Source organism: Simplicispira piscis (assembly GCF_054783455.1).
On the sequence record NZ_BAAGQN010000019.1, the window covers coordinates 48,457 to 68,199 of the forward strand.

Annotated in this window: 20 protein-coding genes; 14 read left to right on the forward strand and 6 right to left on the reverse strand. The window is 65.2% G+C overall.

Annotated features, from left to right (window positions below):
* Positions 1-25 precede the first annotated feature (25 nt).
* The 9 genes from ACYVOC_RS15100 to ACYVOC_RS15140 all read left to right on the forward strand — a co-directional run bounded on the left by ACYVOC_RS15100 (position 26) and on the right by ACYVOC_RS15140 (position 9,513).
* Positions 26-706 carry a TetR/AcrR family transcriptional regulator gene (locus ACYVOC_RS15100; protein ID WP_116005561.1) on the forward strand — a complete coding sequence of 227 codons (681 nt, stop codon included), beginning with the start codon at positions 26-28 and terminating at the stop codon, positions 704-706.
* A gap of 11 nt (positions 707-717) precedes the next feature.
* Positions 718-1,791, forward strand: coding sequence for a C4-dicarboxylate TRAP transporter substrate-binding protein (locus ACYVOC_RS15105; RefSeq protein ID WP_116005560.1), 1,074 nt, complete (start codon positions 718-720; stop codon positions 1,789-1,791).
* Between the two features lie 116 nt (positions 1,792-1,907).
* Positions 1,908-2,489 carry a TRAP transporter small permease subunit gene (locus ACYVOC_RS15110; protein WP_116005559.1) on the forward strand — a complete coding sequence of 194 codons (582 nt, stop codon included), beginning with the start codon at positions 1,908-1,910 and terminating at the stop codon, positions 2,487-2,489.
* The gene (locus tag ACYVOC_RS15115) at positions 2,486-3,805 is read left to right on the forward strand and encodes a TRAP transporter large permease (RefSeq protein WP_461162333.1); all 1,320 of its coding nucleotides are present in this window, start codon (positions 2,486-2,488) and stop codon (positions 3,803-3,805) included. Before ACYVOC_RS15110 ends, ACYVOC_RS15115 begins: the two co-directional genes overlap by 4 nt.
* Positions 3,806-3,833: 28 nt before the next feature.
* The gene (locus ACYVOC_RS15120) at positions 3,834-4,643 is read left to right on the forward strand and encodes a cyclase family protein (protein ID WP_116005558.1); all 810 of its coding nucleotides are present in this window, start codon (positions 3,834-3,836) and stop codon (positions 4,641-4,643) included.
* Between the two features lie 2 nt (positions 4,644-4,645).
* Complete coding sequence (fahA, locus tag ACYVOC_RS15125; protein ID WP_461162334.1) at positions 4,646-5,989, forward strand: fumarylacetoacetase; 1,344 nt, start codon at positions 4,646-4,648, stop codon at positions 5,987-5,989.
* An 87-nt stretch (positions 5,990-6,076) separates the two neighbouring features.
* Positions 6,077-7,393: a solute carrier family 23 protein gene (locus tag ACYVOC_RS15130; protein ID WP_461162335.1), complete on the forward strand. Its 1,317-nt coding sequence runs from the start codon at positions 6,077-6,079 to the stop codon at positions 7,391-7,393.
* A 47-nt stretch (positions 7,394-7,440) separates the two neighbouring features.
* Positions 7,441-9,003, forward strand: a complete 1,563-nt coding sequence (locus tag ACYVOC_RS15135; protein ID WP_461162336.1) for an acetyl-CoA hydrolase/transferase family protein — start codon at positions 7,441-7,443, stop codon at positions 9,001-9,003.
* A gap of 87 nt (positions 9,004-9,090) precedes the next feature.
* The gene (locus ACYVOC_RS15140; protein WP_116005555.1) at positions 9,091-9,513 is read left to right on the forward strand and encodes a hotdog fold thioesterase; all 423 of its coding nucleotides are present in this window, start codon (positions 9,091-9,093) and stop codon (positions 9,511-9,513) included.
* Positions 9,514-9,577: 64 nt separating this feature from the next.
* Here ACYVOC_RS15140 and ACYVOC_RS15145 read toward each other — a convergent pair whose 3' ends face one another.
* From ACYVOC_RS15145 to ACYVOC_RS15155, 3 genes are all read right to left on the reverse strand, one after another.
* Positions 9,578-10,012 (reverse strand): bacteriohemerythrin, encoded by a 435-nt coding sequence (locus tag ACYVOC_RS15145; protein ID WP_133243641.1) that lies wholly within the window; start codon positions 10,010-10,012, stop codon positions 9,578-9,580.
* 38 nt (positions 10,013-10,050) lie between these two features.
* Positions 10,051-11,631: a methyl-accepting chemotaxis protein gene (locus tag ACYVOC_RS15150; RefSeq protein ID WP_461162337.1), complete on the reverse strand. Its 1,581-nt coding sequence runs from the start codon at positions 11,629-11,631 to the stop codon at positions 10,051-10,053.
* 203 nt (positions 11,632-11,834) lie between these two features.
* On the reverse strand, positions 11,835-12,401 hold the full coding sequence (locus ACYVOC_RS15155; RefSeq protein ID WP_116006210.1) for a cob(I)yrinic acid a,c-diamide adenosyltransferase: 567 nt from the start codon (positions 12,399-12,401) through the stop codon (positions 11,835-11,837).
* 184 nt (positions 12,402-12,585) lie between these two features.
* On the opposite strand from ACYVOC_RS15155, the gene ACYVOC_RS15160 reads away from it, so the two are divergent.
* Positions 12,586-12,963: an EF-hand domain-containing protein gene (locus tag ACYVOC_RS15160; protein WP_461162338.1), complete on the forward strand. Its 378-nt coding sequence runs from the start codon at positions 12,586-12,588 to the stop codon at positions 12,961-12,963.
* A 91-nt stretch (positions 12,964-13,054) separates the two neighbouring features.
* Positions 13,055-14,479, forward strand: coding sequence for an FAD-binding oxidoreductase (locus ACYVOC_RS15165; RefSeq protein ID WP_461162339.1), 1,425 nt, complete (start codon positions 13,055-13,057; stop codon positions 14,477-14,479).
* Between the two features lie 86 nt (positions 14,480-14,565).
* Here the strand turns inward: ACYVOC_RS15165 and ACYVOC_RS15170 are convergent, their stop codons facing one another.
* Positions 14,566-15,816 carry an MFS transporter gene (locus ACYVOC_RS15170; RefSeq protein WP_461162340.1) on the reverse strand — a complete coding sequence of 417 codons (1,251 nt, stop codon included), beginning with the start codon at positions 15,814-15,816 and terminating at the stop codon, positions 14,566-14,568.
* Between the two features lie 235 nt (positions 15,817-16,051).
* On the opposite strand from ACYVOC_RS15170, the gene ACYVOC_RS15175 reads away from it, so the two are divergent.
* From ACYVOC_RS15175 to ACYVOC_RS15185, 3 genes are all read left to right on the forward strand, one after another.
* The gene (locus ACYVOC_RS15175; protein WP_116005549.1) at positions 16,052-16,195 is read left to right on the forward strand and encodes a DUF3149 domain-containing protein; all 144 of its coding nucleotides are present in this window, start codon (positions 16,052-16,054) and stop codon (positions 16,193-16,195) included.
* 316 nt (positions 16,196-16,511) lie between these two features.
* Complete coding sequence (locus ACYVOC_RS15180; RefSeq protein WP_461162341.1) at positions 16,512-17,006, forward strand: hypothetical protein; 495 nt, start codon at positions 16,512-16,514, stop codon at positions 17,004-17,006.
* Positions 17,007-17,105: 99 nt separating this feature from the next.
* Positions 17,106-17,726: a flavin reductase family protein gene (locus ACYVOC_RS15185; protein ID WP_116005547.1), complete on the forward strand. Its 621-nt coding sequence runs from the start codon at positions 17,106-17,108 to the stop codon at positions 17,724-17,726.
* 39 nt (positions 17,727-17,765) lie between these two features.
* On the opposite strand, the gene ACYVOC_RS15190 is transcribed toward ACYVOC_RS15185, so the two are convergent.
* Positions 17,766-18,758 (reverse strand): alpha/beta hydrolase, encoded by a 993-nt coding sequence (locus ACYVOC_RS15190; RefSeq protein ID WP_116005546.1) that lies wholly within the window; start codon positions 18,756-18,758, stop codon positions 17,766-17,768.
* 12 nt (positions 18,759-18,770) lie between these two features.
* Complete coding sequence (locus tag ACYVOC_RS15195; protein WP_116005545.1) at positions 18,771-19,739, reverse strand: hypothetical protein; 969 nt, start codon at positions 19,737-19,739, stop codon at positions 18,771-18,773.
* Between the last annotated feature and the right edge of the window lie 4 nt (positions 19,740-19,743).

The window sequence follows — 19,743 nt, forward strand, 5'->3', positions numbered from 1 at the left end:
TTAGACAATCGTCCAATCAAACGCCATGGCAGCGCCTTCCACGCCCCCCAAAACCCGCGCCCGCGCGGCGGTGCACAACCGCCCCGACCGGCGTGCAGCCATTTTGCTGGCGGCCGAGAAACTGTTTGCCGAGCACGGTTACCACGCGGTCTCCATCCGCCAGATTGCCCTGGAAGCACAGGTGCCCCTGGCGCTGGTCGCCTACTACTACGGGCAGAAGCATGAGCTGTTCCATGCCATCTTCGCGCACTGGCGCAGCACCATTGACGCCCGCCTGGCCCTACTGCAACAGGCCCAGGCCAGCCCCCGTGACGGCAGCTACCTGCGGCGCATCGTCGAGGCCTTTGTGAACCCCGTGCTGGCCATGCGCGCCAGCTGCGAGGGTGAGTACTACGCGCAACTGGTGGCACGCGAGCTGACCTACCGCACCCCCGATACCGAGCGCGTGCTGGCCGACTACTTCGACCCCATGGCGCACGCCTTCATTGATGCCCTGCACGCTGCGCGGCCAGGAGCCCCACGCGCGCAGGCTGCCTGGGCCTACCAGTTCACCATAGGGGCGCTTTTGCACCACCTGATCGACCACCGGGTAGAACGCCTCTCATGCGGCGCAAATACCTCCCACGATCCGCAGGCCGCCTCGTTGCTCATCGATTTCATGACCGCAGGCATCGCCGCACTGCTGCCAGCCCATCCGTCCACCTGAAGGAGACCTCCATGCACCGCCGTTCATTCCAGATCGCCGCCGTCGCCGCAACCCTGTGCTGCGCCGCCACCGGCGCCAGCCATGCGCAGCAAACCCTGCGGCTCACCGCGGCGGGCGGACACCCGCCGGTGTTTTTGTGGGTCAAGCTGATCGACGAATTTTTCATCCCGGAAGTGGACAAACGCCTGGCCGATGCGGGCGGAAAAACCAAGATCGACTGGACGCGGGCCTGGGGCGGCACCCTGATCAAGATCGGCAGCGAATCCAAGGGTATTGCCGACGGTGTGGCCGATATCGGCTTTGTCGGCACCCTGTTCGAGGCGCCGCGCTTTCCGCTGCAGAACGTGAGCTACTTCGCGCCGTTCGGCTCCGAAGACATTGGCACCGTCACCAAAGTGGTCGCCCAGCTGCAGCACGATATACCGGCGATGGGCCAGGCCTGGACCAAGAACGGGCTGGTGTACCTGGGCGGGGCAGCGCTCGATTCGTACCACCTGTGGACCCACTTCCCGGTCAAGTCCATCGACGACCTCAAGGGCAAGAAAATCACCGCCCCCGGCCCGTCCGCGAACTGGGTGCAGGGCACGGGCGCGGTCGCCGTGGCAGGCAACCTGAACACCTACTACGAGGACATCAAGTCCGGCGTATCGAACGGGGTTGTCACCTTTGCCACCGGCGCCTGGGGAGCCAAGGTACACGAGGTGGCGCCCTACATCACCAAGGTCAATTTCGGCTCTCAGTTCGCGGGCGGCATTGCCATGAACAAAGGGCGCTTCGACAAACTGCCGCCCGAGGTCCAGAAAATCTTCCGCGAGGTGGGCGACGAATACAGCGTGCGCTTTGCCGCCGCGCAAACGACGGCGGCCGCAGGCCTGCTCAAGAAGATGGAAGAGGGCGGCGCCAAGATCAGCGAACTGCCCGCCCCCGAGCGCAAGCGCTGGGCCGAAGCCCTGCCGCCCATCGCCAAAACCTGGGCCGCCGACCTGCAGGGCAAGGGCCTGCCCGCCGAGCAGGTGCTCAAGGGCTACGTCGATGGCCTGAAGAAGGCGGGAACTGACCTGCCACGCGACTGGTCCGCCAAGTAATTCCATTTCTAAACCATCCGTGTCGTTGTTGCTTCGCCTTGCCGTGCTACACAGCACTGTCAGCGGCTTCGCGCCTAGACCCGAATGATTTGGAAACAGAATAAGGACACTCGCCCATGGCGCATTCCGTTACTTCAGAAACCCACCCACCGGCAGCGGGAACCGACTCGTACCGCCAGCCGCTGCCGTGGAAGTTCCACCGCGTGGTGCAGGCGCTCAACGCACTGGGCACGCTGTGGATCGTGTTGTTGATGCTGCTCATCAACACCGATGTGCTAGGCCGCAACCTGTTGAATGCGCCGGTGCGCGGGGTGACGGAGCTGGTGTCGCTGTCCATCGTGGGTATCGTGTTCCTGCAACTGGCTGACACGCTGCACAGCGGCCGCATCACACGCGCCGATGTGCTGCTGCAGGGCCTGGAGCGCAGCCACCCGCAGGGGGCCGCGCTGCTGCACGCCGTCTTCCATGGGGTCGGGGCAACCTTGATGGCCACCATTCTCTGGGCGGCCTGGGAGCCGCTGTGGGAGTCCATCCGCATCCGCGAATATGTGGGCGCGATCGGCGACTTTACGGCGCCGGTGTGGCCGGTGCGCCTCGTCATGCTGATCGGTCTGGCGGCCACGCTCGCCACCTTCGTGCTGCTGGCCTGGGCCGACCTGAAGCGCTTTGCCGCACTGCGCCGGGGAGGCAAGGCGTGAGCCCGACCCTGGTGGCCTGCGCGTCGCTGGTGCTGATGCTGGCACTGATCTGGGCCGGTATGCATGTGGCCGTGGTGCTGGCCGTCGTCTCGTTCATCGGCGTGTGGCTCATCAAGGACGATGCCGGCATTGCCGCCCACCTGCTGGCGCAGGCCAGCCAGGACGCCATTGCCAGCCACATCTTTGGCGTGGTGCCGCTGTTTGTGCTCACCGGCTTCCTGGTGGCCCATGCCGACATTGGCAAGGATGCGTTCGAGGTGGCCAACCAATTGCTGCGGCGCCTGCGCGGCGGCCTGGGCGTGGCCACGGTGGCGTCAAACGCCGTGTTCGCAGCCATCACGGGGGTATCGATTGCCTCGGCCGCGGTTTTCACGCGCGTGGCCGTACCCGAGATGCTGCGCTTTGGCTACCAGCCAAAGTTCGCCGTGGGCGTGGTGGCGGGGTCATCGGTGCTGGGCATGCTGATCCCGCCCAGCCTGCTGATGATTTTGTACGGTTTCCTGTCCAACCAGTCGGTGGGCGACCTGTTCACCGCGGGCATTGTGCCGGGCCTGCTGCTGGCGCTGGCCTACACCCTGGGCATCGTCGTGATGTCTTTTGTCTGGCCGCGCTCGGTGTATGCCAGCGGTGCACCCCAACCCATCGAAGACATGGTGCTGATGCCCGTGGGCACCTTGCTGCGCAAGCTCGTGCCCAGTGTGCTGATGATCGTGCTGGTGCTCGGCGGCCTGTACGCAGGCTATTTCACAGCCACCGAGGCGGGGGCCGTGGGCGCGGCGCTGGCGCTGGTGATTGCGCTACTGCGCGGCAAGCTCAATGTTCGCACGCTGTGGAGCGTGCTGACGGAGACCGGACACGTCACGGTATCGGTGAGCTTTCTCATCATCTGCGCCACCATCTACACGCGCATGCTGGCCATGTCAGGCATGCCGCAATTCCTGGTCGAAACCATGGCGCAGGCTGGGCTGGGCGCCACGGCGTTTCTGATGCTCTATGTGCTGATCGTGATCGCGCTGGGCATGGTGGTCGACTCCTCGTCCATCCTGCTCATCGTGCTGCCGCTGATGCTGCCGCTGGCCGAGCAGTTCGGCATGAACCTGATCTGGTTCGGCGTGGTGACCGTGGTGGCCGTCGAGATCGGACTGCTGACACCGCCGTTTGGTCTGTCGGTCTACGTCATCAAAAGCACGCTGCAGGACGAGAGCATCTCGCTCGGCGATATTTTTCGCGGCACAGCGCCCTTCACGCTCATGATGCTGGGCGTGCTGCTGCTGCTCATCTTCTTCCCGGCCATCAGCCTGGTGCTGTTGCGCTGACCGTTTCCCTGCCCAAGGAGGTCTCCCCATGCCCCGCACCTTTGTCGACCTGTCGATCTACCTGGAGAACGACGTCATCTCCGACCCACCGGCCTTTGCGCCCAAGATCCAGTATTTCAGCCATGAGAACACCTTCGCGCAGATCGCGCCCTTCTTTCCCGGCCTGAAAAAGGAAGACCTGCCCGACGGCGAGGGCTGGGCCGTGGAGCTGGTCAACCTCTCCACGCACAACGGTACGCACCTCGACGCGCCCTACCACTTCCACTCGACCCAGGACAAGGCCCTGGGTGACAAAAAACCCGCCATCACCATCGACCAGGTGCCGCTGGAATGGTGCTTTCAGCCCGGTGTGAAGCTGGACTTTCGCCATTTTGCCGACGGCTACGTGGTCACGGCCAAGGATGTGGAAGCCGAACTGGCCCGTATCGGCCATGTGCTCAGCCCCCTGGAGATCGTGGTGGTGAACACGCGCGCAGGCTCGCGTTACGGACACGACGATTTTGTGAGCGCCGGGTGCGGCATGGGCTACGAGGCCACCATGTACCTGCTCGAACGCGGTGTGCGCCTGACAGGCACCGATGCCTGGAGCTGGGACGCCCCCTTTGTGCACACCGCCCAGAAGTACGGCCAGACGCACGACGCCAGCCTGATCTGGGAAGGCCACAAGGCCGGACGCGACATTGGCTATTGCCACCTGGAAAAGCTCCACAACCTCGAAGCCCTGCCGCACACGGGTTTCATGATCAGCTGCTTCCCGCACAAGATTCGCGGCGCCTCGGCGGGCTGGACGCGCGCCGTCGCCATCTTTGACGATGCCCTGCTCCCTGCCAAGGCCTGACCATGACGCACCTCAACCACACCCACGACCCGGCTGCGCGCAGCTGGGTGGCATCAGCCAACCAGCCGGGCTGCGACTTTCCGATCCAGAACCTGCCGTTCGCCGTGTTCCGCCACCACAGCGGCGACGAACCCTGGCGGGGCGGCGTGGCCATTGGCGACCAGGTGATTGACCTGGCGCGCGTGGCGGTGGCGGGCTGCCTGGACGGCCTGGCCCACCAAGCCGCTCTGGCCGGTGCCCACCCGCAGCTCAACGAACTCATGGCCCTGGGCAGCGAGGCCTTGCAGGCGCTGCGCCATGGGCTGTTTGCGCTGCTGCAGGACGGCGCCGAGGGCGCAGCCGTGCAGGCGCTGCGCGGTTGCCTCACACCGCAGGTGGCGGTGGAATACACGCTGCCGGTGCGCGTGGCCAACTACACCGACTTCTACACCTCCATCCACCACGCACGCAATGTGGGCCAATTCATCCGGCCCGACGAGCCGCTCACACCCAACTTCCAGTGGCTGCCCATTGCCTACCACGGCAGGGCGTCGAGCGTGGTGGTCAGCGGCACAGCCTTCCACCGACCCTGGGGCCAGGCTTTGCCCCCCGGCGCCAGCGCGCCGGTGCATGGCCCCTGCGCTCGGCTGGACTACGAGCTGGAGATGGCCATTTACGTCGGCCCGGGCAATGCGCTGGGCGAGCCCGTGCCGCTGGCACAGGCCGAGGAGCACATCTTTGGCATGGGGCTGCTCAACGACTGGTCGGCCCGTGACCACCAGTTCTGGGAAATGGCGCCGCTGGGGCCGTTTTTGGGTAAAAACTTCTGCACCAGTGTCTCGCCCTGGGTCGTGACCATGGAGGCGCTGGCGCCCTTTCGCGTACCCGCGGTCGAACGCCCCGCCACCGATCCGCAGCCCCTGCCCTACCTGGACGCCCCCGCCAACCGCGCCCATGGCGGAGTGGACGTGCAGCTCACGGTGGGCCTGGAGACGGCGCAGCACCGCCGCCAGGCGCTGCCCCCGACCGAACTCTCGCGCACCAGTTTTCGCCACCAGTACTGGACCGTGGCGCAAATGCTGGCGCAGCACACCGTGGGCGGCTGCAACCTGCAAAGCGGCGACCTGCTGGGCACCGGCACCATCTCGGGCCCCACACCGCAAGAAGCGGGCGCGCTGGTCGAGTTGAGCCGCGCGGGCACACAGCCCCTGGTGCTGGCGGAAACGGGCGAAGAACGTGCCTTTCTGGCCGACGGCGACACCGTGATCCTGCGCGGCTGGTGTGAAAAGCCCGGCGCCGCGCGCATTGGCTTTGGCGAATGCCGGGGCACGGTGCTGCCGGCCCAAGCCCCCACAGCAGCGGGCTGAGGCCGCTGTTTCAACCGCCGTAGCCGGCCCCCGCCAAGGGCCTGTTTCGCGTAGCATCGCGGCCATCGTTACATGGAGGGAAGCAGCATGGGAATGTTTGACTGGCAGGAGAAAAGCGCCGATGTACTGGCGCAGGGCGGCGTCATCGGGCCACACGAGCGCCTGCCCTGGCCGCAGACCGGGGCCATGGGCGTGCAGCACGTGATTGCCATGTTTGGCTCCACGGTGCTGGCACCCATCCTGATGGGCTTTGACCCCAACCTGGCCATCCTGATGAGCGGCATTGGCACGCTGATCTTCTTTCTGATCACCGGGGGCAAGGTGCCCAGCTATCTGGGGTCGAGCTTTGCTTTCATTGGCGTGGTGATTGCCGCCACTTCTTACGCCGGCAAGGGGCCGAACGCCAACATCGGGCTCGCGCTGGGCGGCATCATTGCCTGCGGGGCGGTGTACACCCTGGTCGGTTTCATCGTCCAGGCCATCGGTACGGGCTGGATCGAGCGCTTTATGCCGCCGGTGGTTACCGGTGCGGTGGTCGCGGTGATTGGCCTGAACCTGGCCGGTATTCCCGTCAAGAACATGGCAGCGAGCAACTTTGACAGCTGGATGCAGGTACTCACCTTCGTGAGCGTAGGCCTGGTGGCGGTACTGACCCGCGGCATGGTGCAGCGGCTGTTGATTCTGGTGGGTCTGGTGCTCGCCAGCATCGTGTACGCCGTGCTGGCCAATGGCATGGGCCTGGGCAAGCCGCTGGATCTCTCAGGCGTGGTCAATGCCCCCTGGGTGGGCATGCCCAGCTTTGCAGCGCCGGTGTTCAGCGCCAACGCCATGCTGCTCATCGTGCCGGTGGTCATCATCCTGGTGGCCGAAAACCTGGGCCATATCAAGGCCGTGACCGCCATGACGGGCCGCAACATCGACCAGTACATGGGCCGGGCCTTCATTGGCGACGGCATTGCCACCATGGTCAGCGGCGCCGCCGGTGGCACGGGCGTGACGACCTACGCCGAGAACATTGGCGTGATGGCTGCGACCAAAATCTACTCGACCGCCGTGTTTCTCGTGGCCGCGCTGATCGCCGTGCTGCTGGGCTTCAGCCCCAAATTTGGCGCCGTGATCCAGGCGATTCCGCTGCCGGTGATGGGCGGTGTCTCGATCGTGGTGTTTGGCCTGATTGCGGTGGCGGGCGCCAAGATCTGGGTGGACAACAAGGTCGATTTCTCGCAGAACAAGAACCTCATCGTGGCCGCCATCACGCTCATCCTGGGCACGGGCGACTTCACGCTCAAGTTCGGCCAGTTTGCGCTGGGCGGCATTGGCACCGCGACCTTTGGCGCCATCGTGCTCTACGCGCTGCTCAACCGCGATGGCGCATCTGCACCACATACAAAATCCGCCAACTAGGGAAAACCCTTTGTTTCGGCCTGGAGGCCGATAAAATCTCTCTTTCCATGCGCCCCCACCGGGCGCATGTTTTTTTGTCTGCCGGAGGCCGCATTTTGTTCGAAGACCGTGTTCTGTATCCCGAATTCCGCCGCCGCATGATGTCGGCCGATGAAGCTGCCACCCTGATCGCGCCAGGCGACCGCGTGGGTATGAGCGGCTTCACCGGCGCTGGCTACCCCAAGGCCGTGCCGGGTGCACTGGCGCAGCGCATGCAGGCGGCGCACGCACGCGGCGAAGACTTTCGCATCGGCCTATGGACGGGCGCATCGACAGCGCCCGAACTCGATGGCGTACTGGCCCAGGCACAGGGCATCAGCATGCGCATGCCCTACCAGTCCGACCCGAGTTGCCGCAAACAAATCAACGCCGGCGAGATGCAGTACATGGACATCCATCTCTCGCATGTTGCGCCCTACGTGTGGTTCGGCTTTTTTGGCAAGCTCGACGTGGCCGTGGTCGAAGTGGCGGGCGTGTTGCCCGACGGACGGCTCATTCCCTCGTCCTCGGTGGGCAACAACAAAACCTGGCTGGACCAGGCCGACAAGATCATTCTCGAGGTGAACCAGTGGCAACCCGCTGCACTGGAAGGCATGCACGACATCTACTACGGTACCGACCGACCTCCAAACCGTGTGCCGATTCCGCTGCTGCACTCGGACGACCGCATTGGCGGGCCGTACCTGCAGGTCGACCCCAACAAGGTGGTGGCCGTGGTGTGCACCAACCACCCTGACCGCAACTCGGTCTTCAGCCCGCCGGACGAAACCTCGCAGCGCATTGCCGGCCACATCATCGATTTCCTGCAGCAAGAGGTGGCCCTGGGCCGTCTGCCGCAAGAGCTTCTGCCCCTGCAGTCGGGCGTGGGCAATATCGCCAATGCGGTGCTCGCGGGGCTGGACGCCGGGCCGTTCAAGCACCTCACCGCCTACACCGAGGTGCTGCAGGACGGCATGCTCGCCATGCTCAAAAGCGGTACGCTCGATTCAGCCTCGGCCACCGCGCTCTCGCTCAGCCCGGCGGCCATGCAGGATTTCCTGGCCGAACTTGATTTTTACCGCCAGCGCATCGTGCTGCGCCCACAGGAGATCAGCAACCACCCCGAGGTGATCCGCCGCCTGGGCCTGATTGCGATGAACGCCATGATCGAGGCCGATCTCTACGGCAACGTCAACTCCACCCACGTCATGGGCTCGGCCATCATGAACGGTATTGGCGGTTCGGGCGACTTTGCGCGCAACGCCTACCTCTCCATCTTCATGACGCCCTCGCTGGCCAAAGGCGGCGACATCTCCTGCATCGTGCCCATGGTCAGCCACGTCGACCACACCGAGCACGACGTGCAGATCCTGGTGACCGAGCAAGGCCTGGCCGACCTGCGGGGCAAGTCCCCCACACAGCGTGCCGAGCTCATCGTCGAGCGCTGCGCGCATCCCGATTACCGCCCGCAGCTGCGCGACTATCTGGCACGGGCCAAGGCCAATCCGGTCGGCCGTCACACGCCGCACCTGCTGGACGAAGCCCTGTCCTGGCACCAGCGCTACGTGGAAACAGGCAACATGCGCCGCTGACGCCCCGGCGACGCACCGACCCTGCGCCGCTCTGGTAATTTCCAGCATCCGGGCGCCCATGCGGTGCGCCGCTCTACAAGGAAAACCATGTCGATCTGGAAAAAACCCATCACGCTCGCAGAGTGCACCCGCACCAGCGAGAACACCGCCGTCACCCACCTGGGCATTGAATTTGTCGAAGTCGGCGACGATTACCTTGTGGGCCGCGTTCCGGTCGATGAGCGCACACGCCAACCCTTCGGCCTGCTGCATGGTGGCGTCAGTGTGGTACTGGCCGAAACCCTGGGTTCGATCGGCGCCTTTTACGCCAGCCCCGAAGGCCACCGCGGCGTGGGCCTCGACATCAACGCCAACCACTTGCGCGCCGCCACCAGCGGCTGGGTGACGGGCACGGCACGCGCTGTGCACATCGGCCGCACGACACAGGTGTGGCAGATCGACATGGTGAACGATGCGGGTGAACTCACTTGTGTTTCGCGCATCACCATGGCGATTCTGGCGCCAAAATAAGGTTCATCTCCCTGTGCGGCTGTGCCGCTGGTCTTGGACGGCGCCCCAGCGATTGGGGTACGGTTCAGGCGCTTGCCCGGGGCGTCCGTGCCGCTTCGCGCTTCATCTTGCGCAAATGGACCGCGATGTCCTTGTCGTAGCGCCGGATGTGCAATGACAGCCAGTCGCGCAGCAAGGACGAGAGCCGGGGCGCCACGGTGATGCTGCCGGCCGCGTACTGGGCCTGCAGGGCACGCAGATCGGCCACGAAGCGTTCGTGTCCGGCCTTGTGCTCGGCCAAGCCCGGATAGTTCAGGGTCTCCATCCAGCGCTCCTCGCGCCGGATGTGCTCGATGGTGTCGCGCACCAGATCGTCCAGCAGCCGGGCCACGATCTCCTGGCCCCGGCCCTCGCTGGTGGCCGTGTGCAGCTCATTAACCTGCCGGACCAGCGTCTGGTGATCCTGATCGACCGGTCCCTGGTCGATTTCCATGTCCTGTGCCCATTCAAAATAAGCCACTGCTTGTTCTCCGTTATCGGGTTTTCTGGTGGGTAGGCTCAGGCCGTTGTGGACTGGTAGGCCAGGGCGGGGGCGCCCTGCGGGCCCAGTTTGAACACGCTGATGGTGCGCACCAGGCCCTGCGCCTGGTGCTCCAGGGACTGCGCTGCCGCGGCCGCCTCTTCCACCAGAGCCGCGTTCGACTGCGTGACCTGGTCCATCTGGCCCATGGCCTGGTTGATCTGGTCAATGCCGGACGACTGATCCTGGGCGGCCAAGGTGATCTCGCCCATGATGTCGGTCACCCGGCGCACGCTGACCACGATTTCGTCCATGGTGCTGCCGGCGCGCTCGACCTGCTGGCAACCCGCAGTGACGTTGCTCAGCGAGGTTTCGATCAGGCCCTTGATCTCCTTGGCGGCGGAGGCCGAACGGCCCGCCAGGCTGCGCACCTCGCTGGCCACCACGGCAAAGCCCCGGCCCTCCTCGCCTGCGCGCGCGGCCTCGACGGCGGCGTTGAGCGCCAAGATGTTGGTCTGGAAGGCGATGGAGTCGATCACGCCGATGATGTCGGCGATCTTGCGCGAGGAGGTGTTGATCTGCTCCATGGTCTGCACCACCTGCGAGACCACGGCGCCGCCCTGCACCGCCACCTGCGAGGCCGACTCGGCGATCTGGTTGGCGTGTTTGCCGTGCTGGTAGTTCTGTTTGACGGTATCGGCCAGCTCTTCCATCGAGGCGGCCGTCTGCTCCAGCGCACTGGCCTGCTCCTCGGTGCGCGACGACAGGTCGGTGTTGCCCGCAGCAATCTGGCTGGTAGCCGTTGCAATGGCTTCGGAGCCCCGGCTCACCTCGGAGACGATGCGCACCAGGCTGCCGTTCATGTCGCTCAGTGCCTGCAGCAGTTCGCCGGTCTCGTCGCGGCCCGTCACCTCGATCTGACTGCCCAGGTCTCCGGCGGCAACGCTTTGCGCCACGCTCACGGCACGGCGCAGCGGGCGGGTGATGGACACGGTGATGCCATACGCCAAGGCCGTACCCACCAGCAGGCCCGCAAGGCCCAGCACCAGCATGATGGTGCGGGCACTGCGGATGTCGGCCAACACTTGCGCCCCGTCGGTCTCGGCCAGCTTTTTCTGCAGCGCCGTGAGGCCATTGATGGGCTCCTGCAATGCATCGAGCGAGGGCAGGGTCTCGGTCTTGAGCAACTGGACAGCACCCTCGCGGTCGCCTGCATCGACCAGTTGTGCCACCCGGGTGAACGACAGTACATATTTGCCGCGCAGGTCCTTGAGCCGGGCGAGCAGAGCCTTGCCTTCGGACAGATGCACCTTCTGCTCCAGCGTCGCCAGGGCGTCGTCAATGGTTTTCTTGTTGACGGCAATGTCCGCCTTGATGGCCTGGAGCTGGGCGGCCTCGGTCACCAGCACCAGTTCCATGGTGCGGCGGGCGTTGGCCCGCGTGGTGGCGTTGACGACGTTGGCCGCCTCGGCCTTGACCCAGTCCTCTTCGATGATGCGGGTGTTGGCCTGCGCCACCGAGCTGAAACGCAACAAACCAACCACCACAATGGCCAGCATCATCACGATGAGCAGCCCGAACGTCAGTCCCAGGCGCGTGCCAATCTTCAGATCACCCATCTTCATATGTCCCCCGGTTCGGATACAAATGCTTGCAAATCAAGCATTTTGCCCGTTTAGCGTGCGCCCGCGCTGGCAGCGCGTTTGTCGTACGGAACGTACGGGGTCAGTCGTTCGCTAAAAATCAAGGAGGAAAGCTTCGGCCCGATAAAGAAGTCGCCTGTAACTTCGTTTTTGTTTTTGATAACGAATCTGGCCTTGCGCTAGTCTTGTGCTGAGCGCGCCAGACGCTCGCTTTTCCAGTACACGTCGTCGCCGCCATCCATGCGGTTGAGCACGCGCGAAAGCACGAACATCAGGTCTGACAGGCGATTGAGGTAGTGGCGCGGCGCTTCGCGCACAGCCTCCTGGCTGCCCAGCGCCACGACGGCACGCTCGGCGCGGCGGGCCACGGTGCGGCACACATGGGCCTGCGCGGCGGCGCGGGTGCCGGCGGGCAAGATGAATTCCTGCAGGCGCGGCAGCGTGGCGTTGTGGACTTCGAGTGCCTGGTCCAGTTGCAGCACCGCTGCGTCTTTGAGCAACTCAAACCCGGGAATGGACAGTTCACCGCCCAGATTGAACAGCTGGTGCTGCACGTCAATGAGCAGCTCGCGCACCTCTTGCGGCAAAGGTTCGCACATCAGCAGGCCGATGTGCGAGTTCAGTTCATCCACATCGCCCATGGCCTGCACCCGCAAGTGGTGCTTGGGTACGCGCGTGTTATCGCCCAGGCCGGTGGTGCCATCGTCGCCCGTGCGCGTGGCGATCTGTGTGAGTCGTTTGCCCATGAAAACGTCCTTGCGTGCAATCAGGCCCGCATTGTCGCTGACCATCGAAACACCCTGGTATGAACACGCTCTTACACCGCGCGCACAAATGTTGGTGCAGGCAACAGCAGGCAAAAGTGCTAGCGCCGGGCGCCTTGCTGCAGTGCAATGAAGTCCTGATCAACTCTGGCAAAGGACGCCACCCATGAAACGAACCACATTTTTGAGCCCCCAATTTTTTGATACCCGCAGCGTGATGCTGATCACCGCGATGGCGCTGGGCGGCAGCGCATCGCTGCATGCCCAAACCAGCCCGTCACCCACCGCACCCGCACAAACCACGGGCCAGAGCCCCTTCACCACGGGCGCGATGCCCAAATCCCCTTCCGGCCACACCAGCCCTACGGCGGCCCCCTCCCCGGCCAGCGCCGCCTTTGACCGCGCCGATACCAACGGTGACGGCAAGCTCAGCGCCGAGGAAGCCAAAGCACTGCCGGCCATTGGCAACCGCTTTGAGCAGCTCGACACCAACCACGACGGCGCTCTGTCACGCAACGAATTCGACGAAGGCGCCAAGCCCTGACGAAACCATGCGCACCCTGACACGCCGGTGACGGGCAGGGTGCAGCGCAGGGGGCCCGGTGGTATTCTTTTGAACGCACTGGAGACCACCGATGAATGCCCCCGCACAAGCCTCTCACCTGCTTCCCACCATTGCCCTGCGGCCTGTGCCGCAGGCTTTTCTGGAGGCGCTGCAACAGCGCTTTGGCGCGCAATGCTCTACGGCGCTTTCTGTGCGCGAACAGCACGGGCGCGACGAAGGCTCACTGCAAGCCCCGCCCCCCTCGGCCGTGGTGTTTGCCGAAAATACGCAGGACGTGCAAGACGCCTTGCGCCTGGCCGATGAATACGCCGTACCCGTCATTCCCTATGCCGCAGGTTCTTCGCTCGAGGGCCACCTGCTGGCGGTGCAAGGCGGCATCAGCATCGATGTGAACCGCATGAACCGGGTACTTTCCATCAATGCCGAAGACCTGACCGTGACGGTGCAACCCGGCATCACGCGCAAGCAGCTCAACGACGCGATCAAGGACACAGGCCTGTTCTTCCCCATCGACCCCGGCGCCGACGCCAGCATTGGCGGCATGGCCGCCACGCGCGCCAGCGGCACCAACGCCGTGCGCTACGGCACCATGCGCGAGAACGTGCTGGCGCTGGAAGTGGTGACCGCCCTGGGCGAGGTGCTGCGCACCGGTACGCGCGCCAAGAAGAGCAGCGCTGGTTATGACCTCACGCGCCTGATCGTGGGCAGCGAAGGCACGCTGGGCGTCATCACGGAAGTGACCGTGCGCCTGTATCCGCTGCCCGAGGCGGTGTCGGCGGCAGTGTGCTCGTTCCCGAGCATCGAAGCGGCGGTGCACACCGTCATCCAGACCATCCAGCTGGGCGTGCCCATTGCGCGCTGTGAGCTCATCGACGCCCACTCGGTGCGCATGGTCAACCAGCACAGCAAACTGGGCTTGCGCGAAGAGCCCATGCTGCTGATGGAGTTTCACGGCTCCCCCGCCAGCGTGCAAGAGCAGGCCGAAACCGTGCAAGAGCTCGCCAAGGAACACGGCGGCAACGCCTTTGAGTGGGCCAGCACGCCCGAAGAGCGCACACGCCTGTGGGCTGCACGGCACAACGCCTACTTTGCGGCCGTGCAAAGCCGCCCGGGTTGCCGCGCTATTTCCACCGACACCTGCGTGCCCATCTCGCGCCTGGCCGACTGCCTGCTCGACTCCATTGCAGAGGCCGATGCCAGTGGCCTGCCCTACTTTCTGGTCGGCCATGTGGGCGACGGCAACTTCCACTTCGGCTACCTCATCGACCCGAACCGGCCCGAAGAGCGCGAGCGCGCCGAGGCCCTGAACCACACCCTGGTCGCCCGCGCACTGTCCATGGGCGGTACCTGCACGGGCGAGCACGGCGTGGGCATCCACAAAATGGGTTTCCTGCGGGACGAGGCGGGCAGTGGCGCGGTGAACATGATGCGCGCCATCAAGCAAGCCCTGGACCCGAAGAATATCCTGAACCCGGGCAAGATTTTTACCCTGTAGGCATGCGCTTAATGCTATTTTTTATATAGCTTAAAGCGCTTGTATTTATTGCGTTACAGGCATTTTTGGCAAAATTTTGTGCGGCGTCACACGGCCCGCAGCCTGCGCGCCGCCACGCCCCCACCCACCAGTGCCGCCGACGCCACGCCCAGCGCCAGCGCCAGCGCTGAGCCGTAGAAGATGCCGCTGATCCAGCCCCGGTCGAGCAGCGCGCCAAACACCGGGGCGGCCAGTGCAAAGCCCAGGTCCAGGCCCGAATACACCGTGCCATACACGCGGCCTGTGGCGCCCGGCGGGGCGGCTTGCTTGATGAGCATGTCGCGCGAGGGGCCGGCCAGCCCGGTACCCAGGCCCGCCAGCGATGTCACGGCCAGCACCGCCATGCCGGGCAGCACGCCACTGCCTGCCAGCACCAGCAGCGCGGCCGAAGCCATCAGGCAGATGCCGATCACCCTCTCCAGCCGCTCCACGCGGCCCACCAGAAAGCCGCCCACCACCATGCCGGCGGCACCACACAGCATGTAGCCCGTCACCACCATGGCCGTGACGCTCAGCGGCAGGCCGTACATCTTTTGCAATGCAGGGCTGGCAAAGCTCTGGATGGCGCTCAGGGCACAGGTGCTCCAGAAGAAGAACGAGAAGCACATCCACACCGAGGGCAGGCGCAGAAATGCCATAGGGTGCTCGGCGGGCGCCGCGGCGCCGCCCTTGGCCTGGTGCGCCCAGCGGCCCTGGCGGTCGTCAATGGCCGCGCGCTGCCACAGCAGCAGCGCCAGCACGCAGACGGCCAGCACCGCCGCCGCAAAGCAGGCCGTGCGCCAGGAGCCGGTGGCTGCGGCGATACCCGCCATGAAAACAGGTGCAGCCGCCCAGCCCAGGTTGCCGCTGATGCCGTGCACGGAGAAGCCATGGCCCAGGCGCTGGGGCGATACGCGCTTGTTCAAAATGGTGAAATCCACCGGGTGAAACGGCGCATTGCCCAGCCCGGCCAGGGCCGAGGCCAGCATCAGCCCGGCATAGCCCTGCGCCAGCCCGGCCGATACAGCCGCCAGGACAAAACTGCACAGCGCCAGAAACAGCACGGGGCGCGCGCCCACGCGGTCCACCACAAAACCGGCCAGCGCCTGCCCGACGCCCGAGACCACGAAAAACACCGACACCAGCAGGCCCAGCTCCGAGTAGCTCAGGCCAAACTCATCAATCAGCCAGGGAAACAGCGGCGGCAGTAGCAGGTGGAAAAAATGCGAGGTGCCATGCGCCAGACCAATGAGGCCGATGGTGTGTGCATCTTTGCGCAGGGGGACAGGGCCGAGCGTGCCCGCAGTAGTCGTGGTCATGGGACGGATCTTAGAACTTGTCCGCAAGCTTTTCCTGGTGGGGGTTGTGGGGCGCAGCATGCGGGCAGACCCGCAGCCGACTGGCGCGCGGGCGTTTTCTCGGGGCCAGGCCACGCCTATGCGCCAATAGCCCCACTCCAAGCAGGGCATACGTTGACTTGCGTCAACGTAAAAAGGCCTTCCGGCCCGCACAATAACCTTAAATAATTTGTGTATTTAACCGGGAGCGACTGCCATGAAAGCCTTGACCGACCTTTTCTCGACCGACTATGGGTTGATGAGCATCATCGGCATCGCCATGATGCTGGTGGGCATTCTGGCGTTTGCCGTAGTGATCCGCCGCAAGATGAATGAGCCACCCCAGGACCAGCGCGGCTGAAAATTCCTCTCTGCAGAGACACCCGCAGGGCGATCGGCCATGGGCACGGGGCTGCACCTGCGGCGCCCCCCCTGTGACGCCCTGAGGCGTTGGCTGGGCTCGGCGCAGCAAGCATCCTTTGCGCCCGGCACCGCCTGAAAACTACGGGTTTTGCCGAAAGCAAACGGCATGGTCTGGCGCAAAATGGGGCGCGCTTCCTTGGCCCGCTGCCTGCCCGTGGGTGCTCCTATCCAAGACCTGGAATGGAGACACGCGCATCGATACCGGCCCAATGCAGCCTCCGAAAAAACGCAAACCCGTTTTTGAAAGGCATGCCATGCAACAGCTGATCGACGACCTGCGTCTGTCGCGTAAATTCCTCTTGGTGGGTCGGCTGATCCTGGCCATGCTGGCCGTGCCCTTGGGGCTGGTGCTTTCGACCGGCCTGGCGTCTTTGGCCCGGTCGGCGACCGCACTCTCCGGCGTGGCCCCGGCCATCGCGGCCGCACAGGAAATTCAACTGATGCAGCTGCAGCGCGCCCCGCGCGAAGCGCTGCAGGCGCGCTCCACCGAGCAGCGGGTGCGCAAGAGCAGCAACAGCATTGCCACTGGTGCGAGCGAGGTGGCGACGGGTAGCCTCGACCTGCCTCAGCGCACCGAAGAACAGGCGAGCAACCTGGAGCAGCTCGACCAGGTCACGCAGCAAAATGCCGCGCTGGTGGAAGAATCGTCCGCCACCGCCGACAGCCTGGACCAGCACGCACGCCAGCTGGTGGCGGCCGTGGGCGTGTTTCAGCTCGGCGCAGACGCCGCACCGCTGGCGCTGCGTTGAGCCGAGGCTCTGCAGGGTTTCAGTGTTTTTGGCTTCTAGCGCTTATCCAGCAAGCGCCAACAGCTATATTTTGAGTAGCAAAAAAATCCAGACCCTACCATGAACACCGACACCCATTTCTATGAACCGCGCCTGGGCCACGGCCTGCCGCACGATCCTTTCAACGCCATCGTGGGGCCGCGCCCTATCGGCTGGATTTCCACCCGCGCACCCGACGGCAGCCTGAACCTGGCGCCCTACAGTTTTTTCAGTGCGTTCAACTACGTGCCTCCCATCATCGGCTTTGCCAGCATCGGGGCCAAGGACACACTGCGCAACATCGAAGCGACGGGTGAATTTGGCTGGAGCCTGGCGACGCACCCCCTGGCCGAGGCCATGAACCAGACCAGCGCCAGCGTGCCCCCAGAAACGGATGAATTTGCACTGGCCGGGCTGACCCCTGCGCCCTCGCGTCTGATCGGCGCGCCACGGGTGCAGGAGAGCCCCGTCAGCTTCGAATGCCGCTGCACCCAAATCGTGCAGTTGCAGCGCGCCGACGGCCAGACTGTACCCACCTGGCTGGTGCTGGGCGAGGTGGTGGCGGTGTATATCGACAAGGCTCTGCTGAAGGACGGCATTTACGACACGGCACAGGCGGCGCCCATTTTGCGGGCCGGTGGGCCTGCGGACTACTTCACGGTGGGGCCACAGCAGCGCTTTCGCATGCAGCGCCCGCGCTGACGCGGACAACCCTACATTACAGGCCACGAGCCCTTCCGTTCAGCGCTGCAACGGGGCGCACAACCCCAGAGCCGGTTGCCGCGCCCATTGCTCCAGCCAGGCCCATACCTGCTGCACGCCATCCCGCGTGGCGGTCTGCAGGCCGTGGTCTGTGCCGGGCAGGCTGCGGGCGCAGTACGGCGCCGCCCGCCCTTGGGCGCGCCGGGCAAAGGCCTGGTAGGCCTCTTGGGGCACCAAGGCATCGGCCTCGCCCCATACCTGCAGCAGCGGCCAGGGGCCGTTGCGCAGAGGCTCGGCCAGGCGCCAATGCCACAGGTCGCGCCAGTAGCGCAGGCTGCGGCCCTGGGCCACGGTGCTGCCCCGCGCAGGGCTGGCCTGCAAGCGGTCCAGGGCTTCCCATTCGGTCAGGGCGCCCAGGCGCTTTGCCTGCAGCGCGGCCGCTTCGTGCGGGTCCAGGCCACTGGCCGAGAGCAGCACCAGACCGGCCAGCCGCGGCACCTCGGGCGCCAGGGCGGGCAACAACTCGGCCCCTTCAGAAATACCCACCAAGACCGTGGGCAACACATCGCCGCCCGGCAAAGAGGCCTGCCAGGCCCGCACGGCGGTCTGTGCATCCGCCTGCCATGTGGACAGGGCATCGGACTGCACAAAGGACGCCGGACAATCACCCGGCGCGGTGCGCGCATGGGGGTGCACGCCACGCTTGTGCAACACCAGCACCTGGGCGTGCAGCAGCCCGGCAAAGTAACGGTCGGCCCAGGCCCCCATACCCGCACAGCCTGAGCCAGGCACCACGATGACGCGGTAGCGCAAGGGCAGCACCCGGGGTGCGCGTTCCAGGGCCAGCAAGGTGGCGCCCTGCGCTGCGGGAAGCGGGTGCACCTGGAATGCGGATGCCGATCCCTCGACCGCCTGGACGCTCTCCAACGTTGAAACCGCTGGCGGGCGGGCGCAGCCCCCCAACGCCAGCGCCGCGCCCAAGAAAAAGGCCAGCACCGGGCTGGCCTGGGAAGCTGCCTTAGGACAGGCCACGCCAGCCCGCCATCAGCGCAGGATGATGACCTGCTCTTGCGGCTGGGGCGCGGGCATGGGCTGCCCCGGATACGGCTGGCCACCGCCCGGCAGGGGCGGCGGCGCCGAGCGCACGCCGCGCGCGAGGTTGGCGTCGGTGTAGCCCAGTTGCCCGGCCAACTGCTGGTACACGTCGTTCGCCAGGCTGATCGAGGTTTCCTTCATAACCTTGGAGCGATTGGGCGGCGCAATGTCGCCCCGGTTCGACAGAATCTTGGTGTCATTGCCCGCGCCCTGTGCCGAGAACGCCGCCTTGATTTCATACGTTTTGGTGTTGATCAGCGAAAAGTCGGCCAGCAGTTGCAGGCCGTACTGGCGCGTCGCGCTGGTCGTGCCCTGCAAGGGCGAGAGCGCATCGGTGAACTCGATGCTGGAGACCACGCCGAACAGCACGTAGTCTGCGCCCTTGAACTCGCCCTTCTTGATACGGGCAATCACGTCGGTCACATCGTTCTGGCGCACCGGCTTGGCCATCTTGCCACCCTGCACCTGGTTGAGGACCTGCTCGGCCTTGGAGTTTTGCGGCGCACCCGCGTCAAAACCCTTGCCCTGCACGAGCTTGAAGTAGGTGCCTTGCAGGATGGCGCCCTTGATGTCGTTGGTGTAGCCCCCCAGTTCGCGCATCTCGATGTAGCTGTAGCGCCCGGCCACGTAGGTGCCGCTGGCCTGCTCGGAGGCCTGCATGGAACCCTGGCTGTGGTGCGAGCCCGAGCCGCTGTAAGGCCCATTGCTGTAGCCACCGCCGCTGCTGCCCTGCGCGCTCATCTGGCTGCTGCGCTGATACTGGCCCGCCATGAAATACTCGGACACGCGCTGGGCGTAAGCCAGATCGGTGACCGCAATGCGGGGGGCCGCATTCTGGGCCTGGGCCGCGCTGCCCCAGGCCAGGGCCGTAGCGGCCAGGACGGCCAGGGCCGCGTTCAAAGTGGTTTTGCGTTGCATGGTG

Excerpts from the sequence above, each read along its gene's own strand:
- ACYVOC_RS15150 (WP_461162337.1), bottom strand. The coding sequence starts at position 11,631 with ATGGGTGATCTGAAGATTGGCACGCGCCTGGGACTGACGTTCGGGCTG.
- ACYVOC_RS15160 (WP_461162338.1), top strand. The coding sequence starts at position 12,586 with ATGAAACGAACCACATTTTTGAGCCCCCAATTTTTTGATACCCGCAGC.
- ACYVOC_RS15130 (WP_461162335.1), top strand. The coding sequence starts at position 6,077 with ATGGGAATGTTTGACTGGCAGGAGAAAAGCGCCGATGTACTGGCGCAG.
- ACYVOC_RS15170 (WP_461162340.1), bottom strand. The coding sequence starts at position 15,816 with ATGACCACGACTACTGCGGGCACGCTCGGCCCTGTCCCCCTGCGCAAA.
- ACYVOC_RS15110 (WP_116005559.1), top strand. The coding sequence starts at position 1,908 with ATGGCGCATTCCGTTACTTCAGAAACCCACCCACCGGCAGCGGGAACC.
- ACYVOC_RS15165 (WP_461162339.1), top strand. The coding sequence starts at position 13,055 with ATGAATGCCCCCGCACAAGCCTCTCACCTGCTTCCCACCATTGCCCTG.
- ACYVOC_RS15135 (WP_461162336.1), top strand. The coding sequence starts at position 7,441 with ATGCGCCCCCACCGGGCGCATGTTTTTTTGTCTGCCGGAGGCCGCATT.
- ACYVOC_RS15155 (WP_116006210.1), bottom strand. The coding sequence starts at position 12,401 with ATGGGCAAACGACTCACACAGATCGCCACGCGCACGGGCGACGATGGC.
- ACYVOC_RS15185 (WP_116005547.1), top strand. The coding sequence starts at position 17,106 with ATGAACACCGACACCCATTTCTATGAACCGCGCCTGGGCCACGGCCTG.
- ACYVOC_RS15140 (WP_116005555.1), top strand. The coding sequence starts at position 9,091 with ATGTCGATCTGGAAAAAACCCATCACGCTCGCAGAGTGCACCCGCACC.
- fahA (WP_461162334.1), top strand. The coding sequence starts at position 4,646 with ATGACGCACCTCAACCACACCCACGACCCGGCTGCGCGCAGCTGGGTG.
- ACYVOC_RS15100 (WP_116005561.1), top strand. The coding sequence starts at position 26 with ATGGCAGCGCCTTCCACGCCCCCCAAAACCCGCGCCCGCGCGGCGGTG.
- ACYVOC_RS15120 (WP_116005558.1), top strand. The coding sequence starts at position 3,834 with ATGCCCCGCACCTTTGTCGACCTGTCGATCTACCTGGAGAACGACGTC.
- ACYVOC_RS15105 (WP_116005560.1), top strand. The coding sequence starts at position 718 with ATGCACCGCCGTTCATTCCAGATCGCCGCCGTCGCCGCAACCCTGTGC.
- ACYVOC_RS15180 (WP_461162341.1), top strand. The coding sequence starts at position 16,512 with ATGCAACAGCTGATCGACGACCTGCGTCTGTCGCGTAAATTCCTCTTG.
- ACYVOC_RS15195 (WP_116005545.1), bottom strand. The coding sequence starts at position 19,739 with ATGCAACGCAAAACCACTTTGAACGCGGCCCTGGCCGTCCTGGCCGCT.
- ACYVOC_RS15175 (WP_116005549.1), top strand. The coding sequence starts at position 16,052 with ATGAAAGCCTTGACCGACCTTTTCTCGACCGACTATGGGTTGATGAGC.